General features: G+C 65.4%; 12 protein-coding genes. 8 read left to right on the top strand and 4 right to left on the bottom strand.

Translation table 11 applies throughout. The features are described 5' to 3' along the window. Window positions 1-17 precede the first annotated feature (17 nt). Window positions 18-1,820 (top strand): bifunctional diguanylate cyclase/phosphodiesterase, encoded by a 1,803-nt coding sequence (locus tag F1640_RS22110; RefSeq protein ID WP_124811355.1) that lies wholly within the window; start codon window positions 18-20, stop codon window positions 1,818-1,820. Between the two features lie 27 nt (window positions 1,821-1,847). Here F1640_RS22110 and F1640_RS22105 read toward each other — a convergent pair whose 3' ends face one another. Further along, the gene (locus tag F1640_RS22105) at window positions 1,848-2,828 is read right to left on the bottom strand and encodes an alpha/beta hydrolase (RefSeq protein WP_124811356.1); all 981 of its coding nucleotides are present in this window, start codon (window positions 2,826-2,828) and stop codon (window positions 1,848-1,850) included. Between the two features lie 246 nt (window positions 2,829-3,074). Here F1640_RS22105 and F1640_RS22100 point away from each other — a divergent pair, with 246 nt between their 5' ends. The 5 genes from F1640_RS22100 (at window position 3,075) to F1640_RS22080 (ending at window position 9,617) form a co-directional block, all read left to right on the top strand. Further along, on the top strand, window positions 3,075-4,199 hold the full coding sequence (locus F1640_RS22100) for a fumarylacetoacetate hydrolase family protein (protein WP_124811357.1): 1,125 nt from the start codon (window positions 3,075-3,077) through the stop codon (window positions 4,197-4,199). A gap of 53 nt (window positions 4,200-4,252) precedes the next feature. Next, a complete protein-coding gene (locus F1640_RS22095; RefSeq protein ID WP_124811358.1) occupies window positions 4,253-5,035 on the top strand; it encodes an SDR family NAD(P)-dependent oxidoreductase in 783 nt (260 codons plus the stop codon). Continuing rightward, window positions 5,026-5,922: an SMP-30/gluconolactonase/LRE family protein gene (locus F1640_RS22090; RefSeq protein WP_124811359.1), complete on the top strand. Its 897-nt coding sequence runs from the start codon at window positions 5,026-5,028 to the stop codon at window positions 5,920-5,922. The genes F1640_RS22095 and F1640_RS22090 overlap by 10 nt, the downstream gene beginning before the upstream one ends. Next, window positions 5,919-7,823 (top strand): sialate O-acetylesterase, encoded by a 1,905-nt coding sequence (locus tag F1640_RS22085; protein ID WP_309229349.1) that lies wholly within the window; start codon window positions 5,919-5,921, stop codon window positions 7,821-7,823. The genes F1640_RS22090 and F1640_RS22085 overlap by 4 nt, the downstream gene beginning before the upstream one ends. A gap of 1,012 nt (window positions 7,824-8,835) precedes the next feature. After that, window positions 8,836-9,617, top strand: a protein-coding gene (locus tag F1640_RS22080; protein ID WP_202804794.1) for an IS5 family transposase whose coding sequence is annotated in 2 segments (ribosomal slippage) — window positions 8,836-9,160 and window positions 9,160-9,617 — 783 coding nt in all. Because the reading frame shifts where the segments join, the coding sequence is not laid out codon by codon here. On the opposite strand, the gene F1640_RS22075 is transcribed toward F1640_RS22080, so the two are convergent. Beyond that, window positions 9,614-10,672: a LacI family DNA-binding transcriptional regulator gene (locus tag F1640_RS22075; RefSeq protein WP_124808867.1), complete on the bottom strand. Its 1,059-nt coding sequence runs from the start codon at window positions 10,670-10,672 to the stop codon at window positions 9,614-9,616. The genes F1640_RS22080 and F1640_RS22075 overlap by 4 nt on opposite strands. Window positions 10,673-10,914: 242 nt before the next feature. On the opposite strand from F1640_RS22075, the gene F1640_RS22070 reads away from it, so the two are divergent. Then, a complete protein-coding gene (locus F1640_RS22070) occupies window positions 10,915-12,330 on the top strand; it encodes a sugar porter family MFS transporter (protein WP_124808868.1) in 1,416 nt (471 codons plus the stop codon). Window positions 12,331-12,447: 117 nt separating this feature from the next. On the opposite strand, the gene F1640_RS22065 is transcribed toward F1640_RS22070, so the two are convergent. Both F1640_RS22065 and F1640_RS22060 read right to left on the bottom strand, forming a co-directional pair. After that, window positions 12,448-13,458: a cupin-like domain-containing protein gene (locus tag F1640_RS22065; RefSeq protein WP_124808869.1), complete on the bottom strand. Its 1,011-nt coding sequence runs from the start codon at window positions 13,456-13,458 to the stop codon at window positions 12,448-12,450. Window positions 13,459-13,463: 5 nt separating this feature from the next. After that, window positions 13,464-14,156 carry a SapC family protein gene (locus tag F1640_RS22060; RefSeq protein ID WP_124808870.1) on the bottom strand — a complete coding sequence of 231 codons (693 nt, stop codon included), beginning with the start codon at window positions 14,154-14,156 and terminating at the stop codon, window positions 13,464-13,466. 367 nt (window positions 14,157-14,523) lie between these two features. Between F1640_RS22060 and F1640_RS22055 the strand changes: the two genes are divergently transcribed. Continuing rightward, window positions 14,524-17,445 (top strand): TonB-dependent receptor, encoded by a 2,922-nt coding sequence (locus F1640_RS22055; RefSeq protein ID WP_124808871.1) that lies wholly within the window; start codon window positions 14,524-14,526, stop codon window positions 17,443-17,445. Window positions 17,446-17,495: the final 50 nt, after the last annotated feature.

The raw sequence follows: 17,495 nt of genomic DNA, 5'->3' as shown, positions 1-17,495 counted from the left end.
CCGAAAGACGCCTAGCCATGCGCGAATATTCCATCAGCCATTTCGACTTCCCGGGCAGTGACGGACTGCCCGGCGAGGCCGCGCCGAAAAACGTCTCCGACGGCGCGGCCTCGCCCCTCCGTGATCCCGACACGCCATCGCAAGTCGGCATGCGCAGCCGCTTCTACCAGCATGCGCTGGACGAAGCGGCGGTGGTTGCGGTGACGGACCGCAAGGGGACGATCGTTTCGGTAAACCGGAAGTTCTGTGACCTGTCCGGCTATTCGCGCGAGGAACTGATCGGCCAGAACCATCGCGTCTTGAAATCCGGCCGCCATGATCGCGCCTTCTTCCACCAGTTGTACCACACGATCAGCCAGGGCGGCATCTGGCATGGCGAAATCTGCAACCGGGCCAAGAACGGCGGGCTTTACTGGGTTGATACCACGATCGTGCCGTATCGGGGCGCCGATGGTGAAATCGAACGGTACATCGCGATCCGTTTCGACATCACCCGCCAGAAGATGGCCGAGGATCGACTGTGGCATCTTGCCAACTTCGATCCGCTGACGGGGTTGCCCAACCGGCTATGGTTCATGAATGAAATCAAGGACTGCATCCACCAGGGCCTTGAACGCATAGCTCCGTTTGCGATCGCCATGCTCGATCTCGATAATTTCAAGGATATCAACGACAGTCTGGGCCACGCCGCCGGCGATAGCGTGCTGCGCGCCGTGGGCGACCGTTGTCGCGCGGCGATCAGGAATGGCGATTGCATCGCCCGCATCGGCGGAGACGAATTCGCGATCATCATGCACGACTGCGGTGATCCGAAGATGGCCATGGAACGTGCCGACACCCTGTTGCGAGCCATAACTCCGCCGGTCCATGTGAAGGGTAGCGATCGGACAATCTGCGCCAGTATCGGCATCGCCATTTTCCCCCGTGATGGCTGGGACCAAAACGAATTGCTGAAATGTGCGGATATCGCGCTCTATTCCGTGAAATCGAACGGACGGGCGCGTAGCGCCCTGTTCGACAGCGAGATGCGCCAGGCGGTGCTGCAGCGCGCGCGCATACGGGCCGATTTCGAGACCGCGCTGCACACTGGTCAGCTACGCGTGTTCTATCAGCCGATCATCGAGAGTGAAGGCCGTTCGCCGATCGCGATGGAAGCCCTGCTGCGCTGGCAGCATCCGCGCGATGGCCTGATTTCGGCTGCGGCTTTCGCGGACGCCTTGATCGAGGAGAGCCTCGCCGCCAGGGCCGACATGTTCGTCCTGCGCACGGTGATCCGGCAGATCCGCGCATGGCGCGATGCGGCGGTGCCGTTTCGCTCCATTTCGATCAATGCAACGATCGCGGATTTCAGATCATCCGACTATGTCGACCTGATCATCGAAGCTGTCGAAAGCGGCATGATCGACCGACGGGACATCTGCGTGGAAATCAACGAGGATACGCTCCTTGGAAGCCAGCAGAACGAGGCGATCCTGCAAATCAGCCGCTTGCATGACGCAGGCGTGGGAACGGCCTTCGACGATTTCGGCACCGGGTTCGCATCCTTGCGGCATCTGCGCGATATTCCCGTGGACACCGTCAAGATCGACAAGAGCTTCATCGATTCCGTGGAAACCAAGCCATCCGACTGTGCGATTGTGACCAGCGTGATCGAACTGGCCCATCGGCTGGGCAAGAAGGTGACTGCCGAAGGCGTGGAAACACTGGCGCAAGCCGACATCCTGCAACGGCTGCACTGCGACAGCATCCAGGGCTATCTGGTCGCTCCGGCGATGGACAACACCATGATCGAGCGGTTCATCGGTGACATCGAAGTGTGACTGCTGTTGTCACCCTGTTCCGCCGGTTCAGCGCGCGGCCTTGACCCAGCCGTGCATGTCCATCCAGCGCACGAACGCATCGAACCAGCCGGTGCTGGTCGTTGTCTTGGGGTACATGCCGAATCCGTGCCCGCCCTGTTCGTAGAGGTGGAATTCGACCGGACGCCGGGCGGCGCGCCAGCTTTCCACGAGGCCAAAGCCATTGTTGGCGAAGAAGGGGTCGTCTGCGGCAATGGCCACGAACATCGGTGGCGCATCGGCCGGCACGGTAACAGGGGCAAGCGGGCCATAGACAAGGCCGAGGAAGGCGGGACGGGCATCCTGTCCGGACAATTCGGTAGCCAGCGTCAGCATAGCGCCGGCGGAAAAGCCGACCATGCCAACACGGTTGGGATCGATATGCCATTCGCCGGCACGCTGGCGGATCAGCGCGAAAGCGGCGCGCGAATCGGCAATTTGCGGAGCAAGCCCCGCCATCCGTTCTTGCGGGGTCGGCTGGGATTGTGCCGGAGACTGCGAAGCGCGGGCCACACCCGCGAACATGGCGCGCATGGACTTGTCGAACTCGGCCATCGTCGCCGGGGTCTGGTTGAGCCGGTACTTCAGCACGAAGGCGGCGATGCCCCTGGCGGCAAGCGCCTTTGCCACGTCGGAGCCTTCGTTCTCCATGGAGAGCGTGAGAAAGCCGCCGCCCGGCGCCACGATCACGGCCGTCCCGCTGGCCTTGGCGGGATCGGGCAGGTACGGGGTGAGCGTCGCGATCGTCACGTTGCGGGCAAAGCGGCTGCCGTATTGCGCATGCCACGTCTCGGGGTTGCGTGCGCCGGGCAAGGGGCCGGTGCCGAGTTCGATCGCGCCAGGCTGGGCCGGTGTGGGGATCGGCGTCATAGCGTCGTTCTGAGCCCGGAGCGGTGTCGCCATGGCCAGCGCCGCCGCGAGGCTCGTGACGGCAAGACGTGCCGGAAAGTGCCGGGTTGCGCGGGATTTGGCCTTGCATCCATGCTTCATGACATCTCTCCTGAAGATGCGCACCCTGTTTTCGAGGATCGGCGGGCGCACCGTTGCCTTATGTGGTAGCGATACCATCATGCCGGGGCAAGGGGCCAGCCGCATGCCGCTGCGCTTGCCCGGCCCGAAGCTGTTACAGCCATGCGGAGGATGCGTTGAAAACGAATGCGCGTCCGTCCGCACTTGATATTGGCGGTGCGGCCACGTAAGGTAGCGCTATCAATTAGAGAAACAAGGGATGCATTGATGGGTATGAGCCTTACGGCTTGCCTTCCGCACGACTTTACGGACGGGGCCTTCATCGGTCGTGCGCAAGCGCCCGATGGGCCGCATGTGATCGTCCTTGAAAGCGGCAGAATCCGTGACATCACCGAGATTGCGAGCACGGTTTCCGGTGCGCTGGCGCGGGGCGTGCCCGATGGGGGCAAGGACCTGGGCGCCATCGAGGACGGTTTGCCCGCAGGCTGGGAACTGCTTTCGCCGATCGACATCCAATGCGTGAAGGCCTGTGGTGTGACCTTCGCCGTTAGCGCTATCGAACGTGTGATCGAAGAACGCGCGCGGGGCGACGCGGGCGCGGCGGCTGAAATCCGCATCGGCCTGGAGGCCACGATCGGCGCGGGCATCCGCGCGGTGGTTCCCGGCAGCGATGAGGCCATGGCGCTGAAGCAGGCGCTGATCGCGCAAGGCATGTGGTCGCAGTATCTCGAAGTGGCGATCGGGCCGGACGCGGAGGTGTTCTCCAAGTCGCCCGTGCTTTCGACCGTCGGCCATGGCGCGCCGATCGGGGTGCGTTCGGATTCGAGCTGGAACAACCCGGAGCCCGAGGTCGTGCTGGTGGTCGATCCGGCCGGCCAGACTGTTGGCGCCACGCTGGGCAACGACGTGAACCTGCGCGATTTCGAAGGCCGTTCGGCGTTGTTGCTGTCGAAGGCGAAGGACAACACCGCGTCCTGCTCCATCGGCCCGTTCATCCGCCTGTTCGACGCGGGCTTCGGCATCGACGACGTGCGCCGCGCCGATGTGGAACTGGTGGTGGAAGGGCAGGACAACTTCCGCATGGAAGGCACCAACCGCATGACCGAGATCAGCCGCGATCCGCTCGAGCTGGTCCGTCAGACGCTCAGCGAACACAGCTATCCCGATGGGTTCGTGCTGTTCTGCGGCACCCTGTTCGCCCCGACGCAGGACCGCGACGAACCCGGCGGGGGGTTCACCCACAAGGTGGGCGATCGCGTGACGATCCGTTCCGAACGGCTGGGCACGCTGACCAACACCGTCACCACATCGCGCGATGCGCCCAAGTGGGCGATGGGCATCGGCGCCTTCATGCGCAATCTGGCCGCGCGTGGCCTGGTGGACCGGGCGTGAACGCGGTGTCGTCGACCGCATCCGGGGCTGCTCCGCAAATCAAGGGAAAGCAGGTGCTTGCACAGACAGAGAGCCGCGCGTTGACGGCACAGTACCCCAGCATCCGCGACAAGCGGGTGATCGTGACCGGTGGCGCGAGCGGGATAGGCGAGGGCATTGTCGAGGCTTTCGTGCTGCAGGGTGCGCAGGTCGGTTTCGTCGACATCCTGCCCGAGGCAGGGGAGCGCCTTGTGCAGCGGCTTGGCCACGCCGAGCATGTGCCGGTGTTCCGCGCACAGGACGTATCGGACAGCGACGGGCTGGCCGGCGCGATGACCGCACTGGCCGGCGTGCTGGGCGGCTGCGACGTGCTGATCAACAATGCCGCCAGCGATGACCGCCACATGCTGGATGACGTGACGCCGGCCTACTGGGACGAGCGGCTGGCGGTGAACCTGAAGCACAAGTTCTTCGCCTCGCAGGCCGTATGGCCGGGAATGAAGGCCGGCGGCGGGGGCGTGATCCTCAACCTCGGTTCGATTTCGTGGCATCTGGGGCTCGACGAACTGGCGCTCTACCAGATCGCCAAGGCCGGCGTCGAAGGCCTGACCCGTAGCCTTGCGCGCGAGCTGGGGCCGTATAACATCCGCGTCAACACGATCATTCCGGGCAATGTGCAGACCGAGCGCCAGATGCGCTGGTATACGCCCGAAGGGGAGGCGGAAATCGTCGCGGCACAATGTCTCAAGGGCCGGCTGCAACCGGTGGACATCGCCGCGATGGCGCTGTTCCTCGCCTCGGATGACGCGCGCTTCTGCACGGGCCACGAATACTGGGTCGATGGAGGATGGCGTTGAACGCGACCCGAAGGGTGGAGCACGCGCTCGCGCTCGGTTGTACGCTGGGCGAAGGCCCGGTGTGGGACGCGGCACGCCAATGCCTGTGGTTCACCGACATCAAGCAGCGTCGTATCCACCGCTTCGATCCGGTGGACGGGCGACACCAGAGCTATCCGGTGCACGAGCAGGTGGGCTGGGTGCTGCCGGCCGGCGGCGGGGAACTGCTCGCCGGGATGAAGGACGGGCTGCATCTGTTCGATCCCGCGACCGGCCATTCCCGACACGTGGCGCACGTGCCGGGCGAACCTGCCGGCAACCGGCTCAACGATGCCTGCACCGATAGCCGCGGGCGCGTGTGGTTCGGTTCGATGGACGATGACGAGACCGCCTCCAGCGGGCGCTTCTATCGCGCGCAGGGCGGGCGGATCGTGCCGCAAGGCCCCGACCGGGTGTGCATCACCAATGGCCCGGCGATCGCGCCGGATGATTCCCGGCTTTATTTCACCGATACGCTGGCCCGCGCGATCATGGTTGCCGATGTCGATGCCGACGGTGCCGTTGGCCCGGCGCGCGCCTTTGCCGACGTGGCGCGCGATTTTCCGGACGCTTATCCCGACGGGCCGGTTTGCGATGCGCAGGGCTGCGTGTGGACCGGGCTGTGGAACGGCTGGGGCGTCGCGCGCTATTCGCCAGAGGGCGAACTGCTGGAAAAGGTCGAGGTGCCGGCCGCCAACGTGACCAAGCTGGCCTTTGGCGGGCCGGACATGACGCGTGCCTTCGTCACCACCGCACGCAAGGGGCTGGACGCGGCGGCGCTAGCGGCACAGCCGCTGGCGGGCGATCTTTTCGCCTTCGATGTCGATGTGCCGGGCGTGGCGCCGGCGCTGGCGGACTTCCCCGCGTGATACGGCTGGCGTTCACGGGGCTGGCGCTTGGCTTTGCTGCTCCCGCATTGGCGGCGCCCGCGCTCGATCTGGGCGCGGTGTGGAGCGACCATGCCGTGATACAGCGGGACCGGCCGGTGCTGGTGGAAGGGCGGGCCGCGCCGAACGCTGTGGTGTCCGCCACGCTGGGCACCGAACGCGCCGAGGGCAAGGCGGACGCCGCCGGCGATTTCACCTTGCGCTTTGCCGCGCGGCCGGCCTCGGCCGATCCGGTCGACCTGGCGGTGACGTCGGGCGGGCAGAGCCTGCGCGTCTCCGATCTGGCGGTGGGCGATGTCTGGCTCTGCTCCGGCCAGTCGAACATGGAATTCCCGCTGGCGCACGCGCTGAACGGCGGCATGGAAGTGGCACGGTCGGGGGACCCCGGCCTGCGTCTGTTGCAGGTGCCCAAAGCGATGGCGTATCTGCCCGAGCGCGCGTTCGGGAAGCCGACGCGCTGGGCCGTAGCCGGTCCGGACTCGACCGCGGACTTCTCGGCGGTGTGCTATTTCATGGCGCGCGAATTGCGCCGGGCGCGTGGCGTGCCGATCGGCGCGATTCACGCCAGCTGGGGCGGATCGAAAGTGACGCCGTGGCTGGATCCGCAGGCCGGCGCCGCGATCGGCGGGGCCAGCGACATGGCACTGCTGGGCCTGTTCGCGAAAGACCGGCTGGCCGCCGTGGCGCAGTTCGCGCCGCGCTGGCAGGCGTGGTATGCGGGCGAGGCCGGCGGCAGCGCGCCGTGGACCCGGCCCGACGATCTGCCATGGCAGCCCGTGCCGGCGATCAGCGGCTGGCTGGCGTGGACCGGTACGCCACTGGCCGCCAAGGCGACCGGCACGGTCTGGCTGCGGCGGCAGGTCACGCTGACGGCGGAGCATGCCCGCGCCGGGGCGACACTCATGCTCGGCGTGCTCGATGACATGGACATGACCTTCGTCAACGGCCACGCGGTGGGCAACACCTTCGGCTGGGACGAGGAACGCGCCTACAAGCTGCCGCCGGCGTTCCTGCGCGCGGGGGTGAACGAGGTCATGGTCGCCGTGACCAACTCCTATGCCGATGGCGGGATGGCGAGTGCCGCGGACCGGCTGGCGCTGGTGACGGGCAACGGTCAGCGCCTGCCGCTGGCAACCGGCTGGCGCTACGCGATCGCGCCCGTGCGCAGCTATCCGCCGCGCCCGCCATGGGATGCGAACGCGGGCATCGGGCTGATGCACAACCGCATGATCGCCCCGCTCGGCCATTTTGCGATGGACGGCGCGGCCTGGTATCAGGGCGAAAGCGATGTCGACACGCCCGACTATGCGCGGCGGATGAAGGCGCTGATCGCGGGCTGGCGCGCGCGCTTCGGGCCGGCGCTCAAGGTCGGCATCGTGCAACTGGCGAATTACGGCCCGGCGGCGGACAAGCCGGTATCATCCGACTGGGCGCGGACGCGCGATGTGCAGCGGCGCATCGTGGCGGAGGATGGCAACGCCGTGCTCGCCAGCGCGATCGACATTGGCGAGCCGACAGACATCCATCCGGCCAACAAGCTGCTGGTGGGCCAGCGGCTGGCGGTGGGCGTGCTGGGCAAGCCCGTGCCGATGCCGCTGGCGGCGCGGCGCGAAGGCAATGCCGTGCGGGTGACGTTCGGCGGCATCGAAGGCGGGCTCCATGCGCTGAGTTCGGCGCAGGCGATCGGCTTCGAACTGTGCGACGCGGGCGGAGCCTGCCGTTTCGCGCCGGCGCGGGTCGATGGCGATGCGGTGGTGATCGACGGGAACGGCGGGCCGATTGCGAAGGTCCGCTATGGCTGGGCCGACAGCCCGGTCGTCAACCTGTTCGACGCGCGCGGGCTACCGGTGCCGGGCTTCGAACTCGACGTGGTGGGCGAGTGACGATCGCCTGGGGCGCGTGGACACATTCCGCTTTGGAGGGATGAGCGCGATGGGCGCCGCCCACCCGGGGGCCTAACGGCAAGGAGGGGGGGGAGTGATCGCTCCCCTTGCTCGTCATGCTGAACTTGTTTCAGCATCCATCGCGCCTCCGGGCACGGCTGTGAGCAAGGAAAAATGGACCCTGAAACACGTTCAGGGTGACGCGTTTGCAACGTCCGCAATCGCGTCTGTCCGGACTGCGCGTTCGTCGGGAATGGTGGGGGGAGCGGACACGGCATCAAACCGATTGACCCCAAACCGCCAACCACCAAGTGGCACCAGCGATAGCGATCAGCGATGCGGAAACAATCATCTGCCATGGTAGCTTACGTCGTCGTGCTAACGCTCCGAGCAATACCGTCCATGCGATCAGCGCTGAAGGCACGCCCAAGAGAACCCAAACGTCGTCAAGACCGGAGCCATCTGCGTAAGCGCCATGCTCACGGAGCCGTGCAACTGCCATCCACAATGGAACCAGCCACACAAGGCATCCGGCTGCGGTAAGGAATACCCCTCTCATCCGTCTATCTAGGTCGTATACTGGGATGTCCGCAATCGCGTCGTGTCCGCGCAGGCTGGTTTCTAGGAATTGCCAGATAGCTGCCGTTCCGACCGCAACAGTAATGGGTCCTGTCCCTAGGCGGCGTGGACAAATTGCCTAGAGGCGAGCTTTCCAAGTGTCTTCGGGATATTTGATGATTTGTCGCCGCCATATCCAAACGGCGAACGAAAACATGATTGCTCCGGTAGCTATACCAGCACCCCATCCCTTCTGATGACCATGAAAATAGGCCACCAGAATACTGACAACGGCCGGAGCAGATAGCGCAAGCCAATCCCGTCGGGTCACTTTCCTCATGCGGCGTAATCTATCGCGAGGTGGCCGTAAAAACACCGATTTCTGCATGGTGTTTGGGAACGCGATTGACGCGATGGCCAGTCGTTGATTCAAGCCTGCTTTTTGGAGGCAGATTTGAGCCGGGGCGATCTCACCGAAGCAGAATGGCGAATTTTGAAGGGCTTGTTGCCAATCGAGCCTGAAAATCGCGGTCGAGGCAGGCGGCCGGAGCAGAACCGTTCTGTCGTCAACGGCATACTCTGGCGGCTCCGTTGCGGCGCACCGTGGCGCGATGTACCACCGAAATACGGCAGTTGGAACACGATCTATCGGCGGTTTCGACGCTGGAGTGAGGCTGGTGTTTGGGAGACCGTTGCGGTTACGCTCGCCGAAATCATGGCTGACAGCGGCCACTACAGCATCGATAGCACAACAGTCCGCGCCCACGTTTCGGCAGCGGGCGGAAAAGGGGGACTCATCGACGCGCTCTTGGCCGCTCGCGGGGCGGGTTCACCAGTAAGCTTCACTGCTTGGCTGATGCCCTCGGACGACCAGTTGCCTTCCACCTAACAGGTGGCGAGGCAGCGGACTGCAAGGCGTATGATGCTTTGATCGATCTGCCCGAGTGCACGCCCGACGCTTTGTTGGCGGACAAGGGGTATGACGCTGATGCCATTCGTGCGGATCTTGCCGAGCGGAAGATTGCTGCCGTCATCCCCGGCCGGTCAAACCGCCGCGTCAAGATCGAGCATGATCGAACGCTCTACAAGCAGCGCAACCGCATCGAGCGCATGTTCGGCCATCTCAAAATCAACCGCGCCATCGCCACCCGCTACGACCAGCTTGCCAACAGCTTCCTCGGCATGGTCCATCTCGCCACCGCCAGATACTGGCTCAAATTTGTCCACGCCGCCTAGGCCTTGCCCGGCGGCGCGGCATCGGATTCCCGCCGAACCAGTTCGTACGCAAGCGTGGCGAGGCGCGGTTGCGGGTTTTCCTCGGCGCGGTCTGCGCGGATTTCCTGCGCCAGAAGCTCCAGCGCGGTCTCGGCCATCTTGCGGATCGGCTGGCGGATCGTGGTCAGCTCCGGCCAGATCGTGGAAGCGAACGCGGTATCGTCGAAGCCGCACACGGTAAGGTCGTGCGGCACTTCCAGATCGTTGCGGTGCGCAGCCGCCACGCAGCCGGCGGCCATATCGTCGTTCGAGGCGAAGATCGCGGTCGGGCGCTGGGGCAGGGCGAGCATGTCCATCGCCGCGTCCAGCCCGGAGCGGTAGGTGAACTGCCCCTGTTTGACGAGCGCCTCGTCCACGTTCACGCCGGCTTCGGCCATGGCATCGCGAAAGCCGGCAAGGCGCAGCGCGCTGGCCGATTGGCGGGGGTTGCCGATGATGAAGCCCACGCGCTTGTGGCCCAGATCGAGGATGTGGCGCGTCATGTCGTAGGCGGCCTGGTAATCGTCGATCATCACCACGCCGTGATGCGCTTCTGCTTGGCCGGGGCCGACCAGCACGGCGCGGGTTCCGGCGCGGCGCAGGCGGGCGAGCAGCGCGGTGTCGTCGCACAGCGGCGGGGGGAGCAGGAAGCCATCGACCGCGCTTTCCACCAGCCGCGCGATCATTTTCGCCTGATCGCGATCCGGATCGCAGCGTTCGACCATCAGGTGGGCATCGAGCCGCGTCGCCGCGTCCATGCAGCCGATCAGCAGTTCGCTAAGATAGGAGGCGGAAGGGTTGGCATAAAGCAGCGCGATGCGCAGCTGCGATGCGCCGGCAAGGCTGCGCGCGGCGCGGTTGGGTGCGTAGTTGAGTTGTTTGATGGCCGCTTCGACCGCAAGGCGCGTTTCCTCGCGCACGCCTGCGCCTCCGTTGACCACGCGGCTGACGGTCATCGGCGAGCACTGGGCGAGGCGCGCGACGTCGGTCACCGTGGGGCGCCCGGACTGCCGACGGCGCGATCGGATATCGTTCATCTCTTGCTGCTCCCGTTGCGGATTTCCTGACCGCGCGGCACGCCCTTGGCAAGCGGGATTGTCATTTAAGCAGACTTAAACCCATTTCACGCTTGCGCGGCGCGAACGGCGCGATATTGAGGTAGCGCTATCATCGAGCGGGAGAGCGGCATCGGAAGAACCGGTGACAGCTCAAGCAAGACCGTCGATGCAAGGCGAAATGCGTGGCAATCAATGCGCATTGAACGAGTCGGGAGAGGAAAATGACGGCAGTGCAGCAAGACCGGGTGAACATGGCGCTTGTGGGCGCCATCGTATCGGTCGCCACGATCGGCGGACTGCTATTCGGATATGACAGCGGCGCGGTCAACGGCACGCAGGCGGGCCTGAAGGCGGCGTTCGCGCTCGACGACAATGGTCTTGGCTTCACCGTGGGGTCGCTGCTGGTCGGTTGCGCCGCCGGCGCTTTCACCGCCGGGCGCATGGCCGACCGCTTCGGGCGCAAGCGCATCATGGTGCTGGCCGCGATCCTGTTTCTCACCGGCGCGCTGGTGCAGGGCCTTACCGGAAATCACACCCTGTTCGTGATCGCCCGTTTCTTCGGCGGCATGGCGGTGGGCGCGGCCAGCGTGTTGTCGCCCGCCTACATTTCCGAGGTTGCGCCGGCGGCGATCCGCGGGCGGCTGACCAGCGTGCAGCAGGTCATGATCATCACCGGCCTGACGCTGGCCTTCGTCGTCAATTACGTGCTCGCGCGGCAGGCAGGGGATTCGCTGGGGCAATTGGGCGGTGTTCCGGCCTGGCGCTGGATGTACATCGCGCAGGCGATTCCGGCGGTGGTGTTCTTGGTCGCGCTGCAGTTCATTCCGGAAAGCCCGCGCTATCTGGTAAGCAGCGGCCGCGCCGAGGAAGCTCACGCGGTGCTTTCGCGCCTGTTCGGCGAGACCGAGGCCCGCCGCAAGGTCGATGAGATCCGCGCATCCTTCGCCACCGACCACCGCCCGCGCCTGGCCGATGTGCTGGCGCCGGGAACGGTGCTGCGCCCGGTCGTGTGGGCGGGGTTGATCATTGCCGTTTTCCAGCAGTTCGTCGGGATCAACGTGATCTTCTACTACGGCGAAACGCTGTGGAAGCTGGCGGGCGTTTCCGAACAGGCGGCGCTGGAACGCAACATCATCTCGGGCCTCGTTTCGATCGCGGCCTGCTTCGTCACCATGGCGCTGGTCGACAAGGTCGGGCGCAAGCCGCTGCTGCTGATCGGTTCGGCGGGGATGACGCTATCGCTCGGCGCGATGAGCTGGGCGTTCTCGCGCGGGACGCTCGACACCGCCGGGGCGCTGCAGATGGACCAGCATCTGGGCCTGATCGCGGTGATCGCGGCCAATATCTACGTGGTGTTCTTCAACGTCAGCTGGGGTCCGGTGATGTGGGTGATGCTGGGCGAAATGTTCCCCAACCAGCTGCGCGGATCGGCGCTGGCGGTGTGCGGGCTGGCCCAGTGGGGCGCGAACTACGCCGTGGTGCAGAGCTTCCCGGCCATGGCGAGCGGCCTGGGCCTTGCCGAGACCTATGTACTCTACACGCTGAGCGCGGCGGTGAGCTTCTGGCTGGTCAAGGCCTTCCTGCCCGAAACCAAGGGCAAGGAGTTGGAGCAGATGGAAGGCTGGGGCGGGCACTGATTCAAACGTTCCCTCGCTGCGGCCCCAATCCCTCCTCTCCCGGGGCCGCCGCAGTACCTGAGAAGGCCCGGAAGGCACATGCTTTCCGGGCCTCATTTTTGTAGGCGGGTCGGGAAGTCAGCCGCCGCGCAGGGCGCGCAGCACCATCGCGCGAATCGGACCATAGCCAGCCCCCTTGATGTCGCGCAGCACGCCGCGCCGGTCTTCCGGCAGGTGCGCGAGGGGGTGGCCATCCGGCCGGAACACGTAATGATCGAAGAACGCGCGGAACGCCGCGCGCTCCGCCTCCGGCCGCTCGGCGATGGCGATCATCGAGAGCAGCATGGCGAGCAGCGGGGCGTCGGGGCCGATCGCGGTCGCATCCCACCAGTAATTGAGCATCACGTTGACCGGCGCGGTCGCTTCCACCTGGTGCCACCACAGCTTGGGCAGGAACAGCGCGTCGCCGGCAGCGAGGTCCACGGTGATCGCGCGGTCCCGCGCCGCCGCGAACCGGGGATAGCGCACCGGGTCTGCACTCGCGGCGGCAAGGCTGGCCGGCTGGCCGGCCATCGTGTGATCGATCGGCCCGACATAGAGATCGCCGATCGCATCGGGCGGATAGAGCGTGAAGCGCCGTGCCCCCGCCAGCACGCAGGCGAGGTTTTCATAGGCGTCGTAATGGGTGGCGGCGGTCGACGGGTTGCCGATCCACAGCCGCGCCTCGACCTGCGGCGGCACGATCGGCACCGCGTTGGCCTCGGCAAAGCCGGGAAGATAGGCGGGCGCGACCAGCGAGCCGAGATAGGCGGTGGGCGCGGACGGATCGTCGGCATGGCGCAGCATGTGCGCGAAGGCCTGCGCCAGCGGCAGTTCCGCGCGGGTGAAATTGAAGCCGGAAAGATCGTCGCTGTAGTAATAGCGGCCGCCGATCGCCGGATCGCCGAGAAAGACCTGCGGCCGCCGCCCGGTATCGAACGACAGGACATGGTCGAGCGCGGCGCGGGCGGATGCGCGCGCCGCCTGCGCCGCCGGCAGATCGGCGCACAGGCTCCGGATGACAACGGGCGTGCCCGCAAGGATCACGCCGGCGTGAAAGCTTTCCGCACTCGCCAGTTCGGGCGCGCCGGGTGCAAGCTCCGCCAGCATCAGGCTCAGTTCCAGCCGCCCGCGAGCCGTTCGTTGCGGCGGCGGGCGAGGATGCCCACCTGCTGCAGCGAGCCGTGGATGGCGAGCGCGGCCTGGAGCCAACCCTGCCGGAATAGTCTGATGATTGTCGCATCCTCGAGCGCCGACAGCGCCTCGCCGCTCACCGAATAAAGGCCGTTCAGCGCGATCGTCTGCCCGTCGTCGAAAGAAAGCGAAATGTCGACCGGTTCGATCAGTCTCTCTTCCACGAGCATGGCGATGAATTGCTCGGTCGGCGCGGCGGTGCCCATGAGATGGCCGATCGCGCGCTGGACCACGCGCATCTCGTCGCTCGGCCCCCCCATCGCGTCGAACAGCGGCACCGTGCCGCCGGGCGCGAAGCGCGGGTGGGCAAGGTCGATCGCGATATTGTCGTCCGCGGTGAAGAAGCCCTGGCGTTGCAGGTCGAGCGGAAGAAAGGCCGCGTTTCCGGCCTCTGCGCCCTCGACCAGCACTTCGCCCGGCTGGAATCCGAACAGCGCCACCAGCGCGAATCGGCCCGTCTCGGGCGACTTGGCGAGCACGACCGGGCAGCAGGCGGCGGCGCGTGTCACCTCGGTAACGACGATCTGCACCATGTGCGGATGCGGCCCCGCCAGCGGGTGCATGGCAAGATTGCGATGGGCATCGCTGTTCAGAATCTCGATTTGCTCCGCCAATCGTCCTCTCCTGCATTCTCGCGTGTTTTGCGATGGTTATTACATGATATTGCGGGCCGCGATGTGCGCGCTAACATCGAAACTCTAACCGGAATCGTGGGCTTTTTGCAACACTGCCGGGCACCCGTCTGATTGCGCAGACAATTTCATGTTGATAGCGCTACCTTTATCGGTTACTCAAAATGGGCAAGGTGACGAGCAGAGCACCGGCGTGGCGGAGAGATGGCTGGCAACCGCAGTTGCACGGCGTTGTCCTCAGCGACCCTGGAGCTCCCCGTTTCGGCCCGTTCGGGAGGCAGTGAACGGTGCGAGCGATGTCGTCTCCTTCCCGGGCGGGGGGGCCGTCAGACAGAGCAGTGGAGAGGGTATGAGGACTTCAATCAATTCGCGGTTCCTGCTGGGCGGGGCGTCGGGCGCCATCGCGCTCGCGATCGCCATGCCGGCGGTGGCGCAGCAGGCGCCGGCCGAAAGCGCAGGCCCGGCCGATGCCGAGGTCAGCAACGAGCCAGGCTCCGAAATCATCGTCACCGGCATCCGCGGTTCGCTCCAGCGCAACATGGAAATCAAGCGGAGCGCCTCCGGCGTGGTCGACGCGATTTCCGCCGAGGACATCGGCAAGTTCCCCGATGCCAACGTGGCCGACGCGTTGCAGCGCCTGCCCGGCATCTCGATCCAGCGCTCGGGCGCGCGCGGCGAAGCCAACGGCGTGACCGTGCGCGGCTTCGGCGGCGATTTCAACGATACCCAGTTCGACGGCCGCCACCTGTCGACCGCATCGGGCAACCGCGCGGTGGATTTCACCACGATCGGTTCGGACTTCGTCCAGAACATTTCGGTCTACAAGACGCCCGACGTCGAACTCGGCAACAGCGCGATCGGCGCGACGATCAACGTCGCGCTGCCCAAGCCTTTCGACAGCAACGGCACCAAGCTGGCGCTGAAGGCATCGGGTTCGGTGCAGGACCGCAGTGGCCGGGTCGTCCCCTCGGGCGCGGCGCTGGCCAGCACGACCTTTGCCGACGATACCATGGGTATCCTGGCCTATGTCGCCTACAAGCGTTCGGACACGACCTCCAACCAGGTCTTCATCCCCGGCTGGATCGGCAACTACTTCTACCAGTGCCAGTCGCAGCCCGCGTGCCAGACCAGCGACTTCACGCCCGCCAAGAAGAACGTGCTGGGCTGGTTCCCGCAGCAGCTGGGCGCTAACCAGGTCAACACCAAGGACGAGCGCATCGACGGCCGCCTGGCCTACCAGTGGCGCCCCAGCGACAAGGTGCTGGTGACTCTGGACGGCAATTTCACCCGCCAGACGCTGCACACCGCGACTTACGGTTACGGCGCGTGGTTTAACGGCGATGACCTGCGCAACGTGAAGCAGGACAGCAACGGCACCGTGGTGGACTTCAACCAGTTCGGCACGCCGATGGACTTCAACGCCAACCTCGCGCGGGACATCAACCAGACCTACATGGTGGGCGGCAACCTGAAGTGGGAAGCGACTGACGAACTGAGCTTCGATGTCGATGCCTCGCTCTCGCGCTCGGTCCTGAACCCCGGCAAGAACGGGTACGCCAACGCCATGGACATCGGCTATGGCGGCACCAACGCCGATCCGAACGGCGGGTTCCTCTCGACCGGCTGTACCTATCCGGCCGGCGCGGGGCCGACCACGCCGCCGACCTCGTGCACCCGCTATTCGACAGTGCTGGGCGCCAACACCGGCGTCACCATCGGCGGCCCCAGCTCGGGCTATCTGCCGAGCATCCACGACGTCGGCCCGAACGGCAACGTCGGGAAGTTCACCGACCCGTCGCTGATCGGCAGCCACGTGATCGCGGGATTCCCCAATTATTACACGGATCTGGTCAAGCAGATCAAGATTTCGGGCAAGTACGAAAGCGACGCGATCAAGATCCACTTCGGCGCGAGCTATCAGGAAAACAAGTTCCACAAGGAAAACCAGAGCCCGTTCGTCAATGGCACGTTCTTCCGTTACGGCGGCTATGGCGCGCCGTCGGGCCGCACCGGCGCGGTGGCGCCGTTGCCCAGCAGCATCTACCAGGGCACGATCAGCACCGCCAACTTCATCCCCGGCTACAAGGGCAACCTGGCGCCCGCGATCATCGCCTACGATCCGGTGGCGGTCTATCGCGCTCTCGAAGCGACCGGTGGCGGCACGACTGCGCCCGCGTTCGATCCGGCCAGCGTGCTGAATGTGCGCGAACGGACCTTTGCCGGCTATCTGCGCATCAACTTCGACAGCATGGTCGGCAACATGCCGATCCACATCAGCGCCGGCGTGCGTGACGAGTACACCAAGCTGACCTCGGGCGCGATTGGTCGCAACCCGGTGACGCTGGTGACGGTCCCAACCGACCCGACGCTGATCTCGGTGGGCTCCTATACCCCCGACCAGCTCATCACCCGCGAGACGAGCTACAACTACGTCTTGCCGAGCCTGGACGTGAAGCTGGAAGTGACGCCGAAGCTGCAGCTGCGCTTCGACGCTTCGCGCACCCTGACCCGGCCGGTGCTGAACGACCTCAGCCCCACGATCACTCTGGGTACGCTGCGCAAGGGCAGCCTCGCGGCATCGGGTGGCAATGCCAACCTCAAGCCCTACCTGGCCGATAACCTCGATCTGGGCGCCGAATACTACTACGGCTCCAACTCGTACTTTGCGGTCAACGGCTTCATGAAGTTCATCTCGAACTTCATCGTCGGCGGCGTGCGCACCCAGACGATCAACGGGGTGACCGATCCGTTCACCGGCCAGGCCGCGCAGTTCCAGGTGAACGGCAAGGTCAACGGGCCGGAAGGCGTGGTGCGCGGCGTGGAAATCGCCTGGCAGCACGTGTTCGGCGAAACCGGCTTCGGCTTCAACGCCAACGCCACGCTGGTCAGCACCAACCGCACGTTCGACACGAGCGATATCTCGGGTTCGGCGTTCGCGATCACGGGGCTGGCCAATTCGGCCAACATCATCGCCTTCTACGACAAGAACGGGCTGGAGGTCCGCCTTGCCGGCAACTGGCGCGACAAGTACCTGCTCAGCCTGGGCCAGACCCAGGGTGGCACGTTCGGCGCGGAACCGGTGAACGTGAACCGCCAGTTCCAGATCGACGCCAGCGCCAGCTACCAGCTGACCAAGCAGGTCTCGGTCTTCTTCGAAGGCACCAACCTCAACAACTCGACCTACAGCACCTATGGCCGGTTCTCGAACATGCCGCTCGATACCTGGTCCTACGGTCGCCGCTTTGTGTTCGGCGCCCGTTTCAACTACTGATGTGACGTGGTGGCGGCGCCGGTTCCCATGCTGGCGCCGCCACCACCAAT

The sequence above is a fragment of the Novosphingobium sp. NBM11 genome, from assembly GCF_015390225.1.
In the GTDB taxonomy this organism is placed as follows: Bacteria; Pseudomonadota; Alphaproteobacteria; order Sphingomonadales; family Sphingomonadaceae; genus Novosphingobium.
This window is presented reverse-complemented; position numbering and strand designations above follow the sequence as displayed.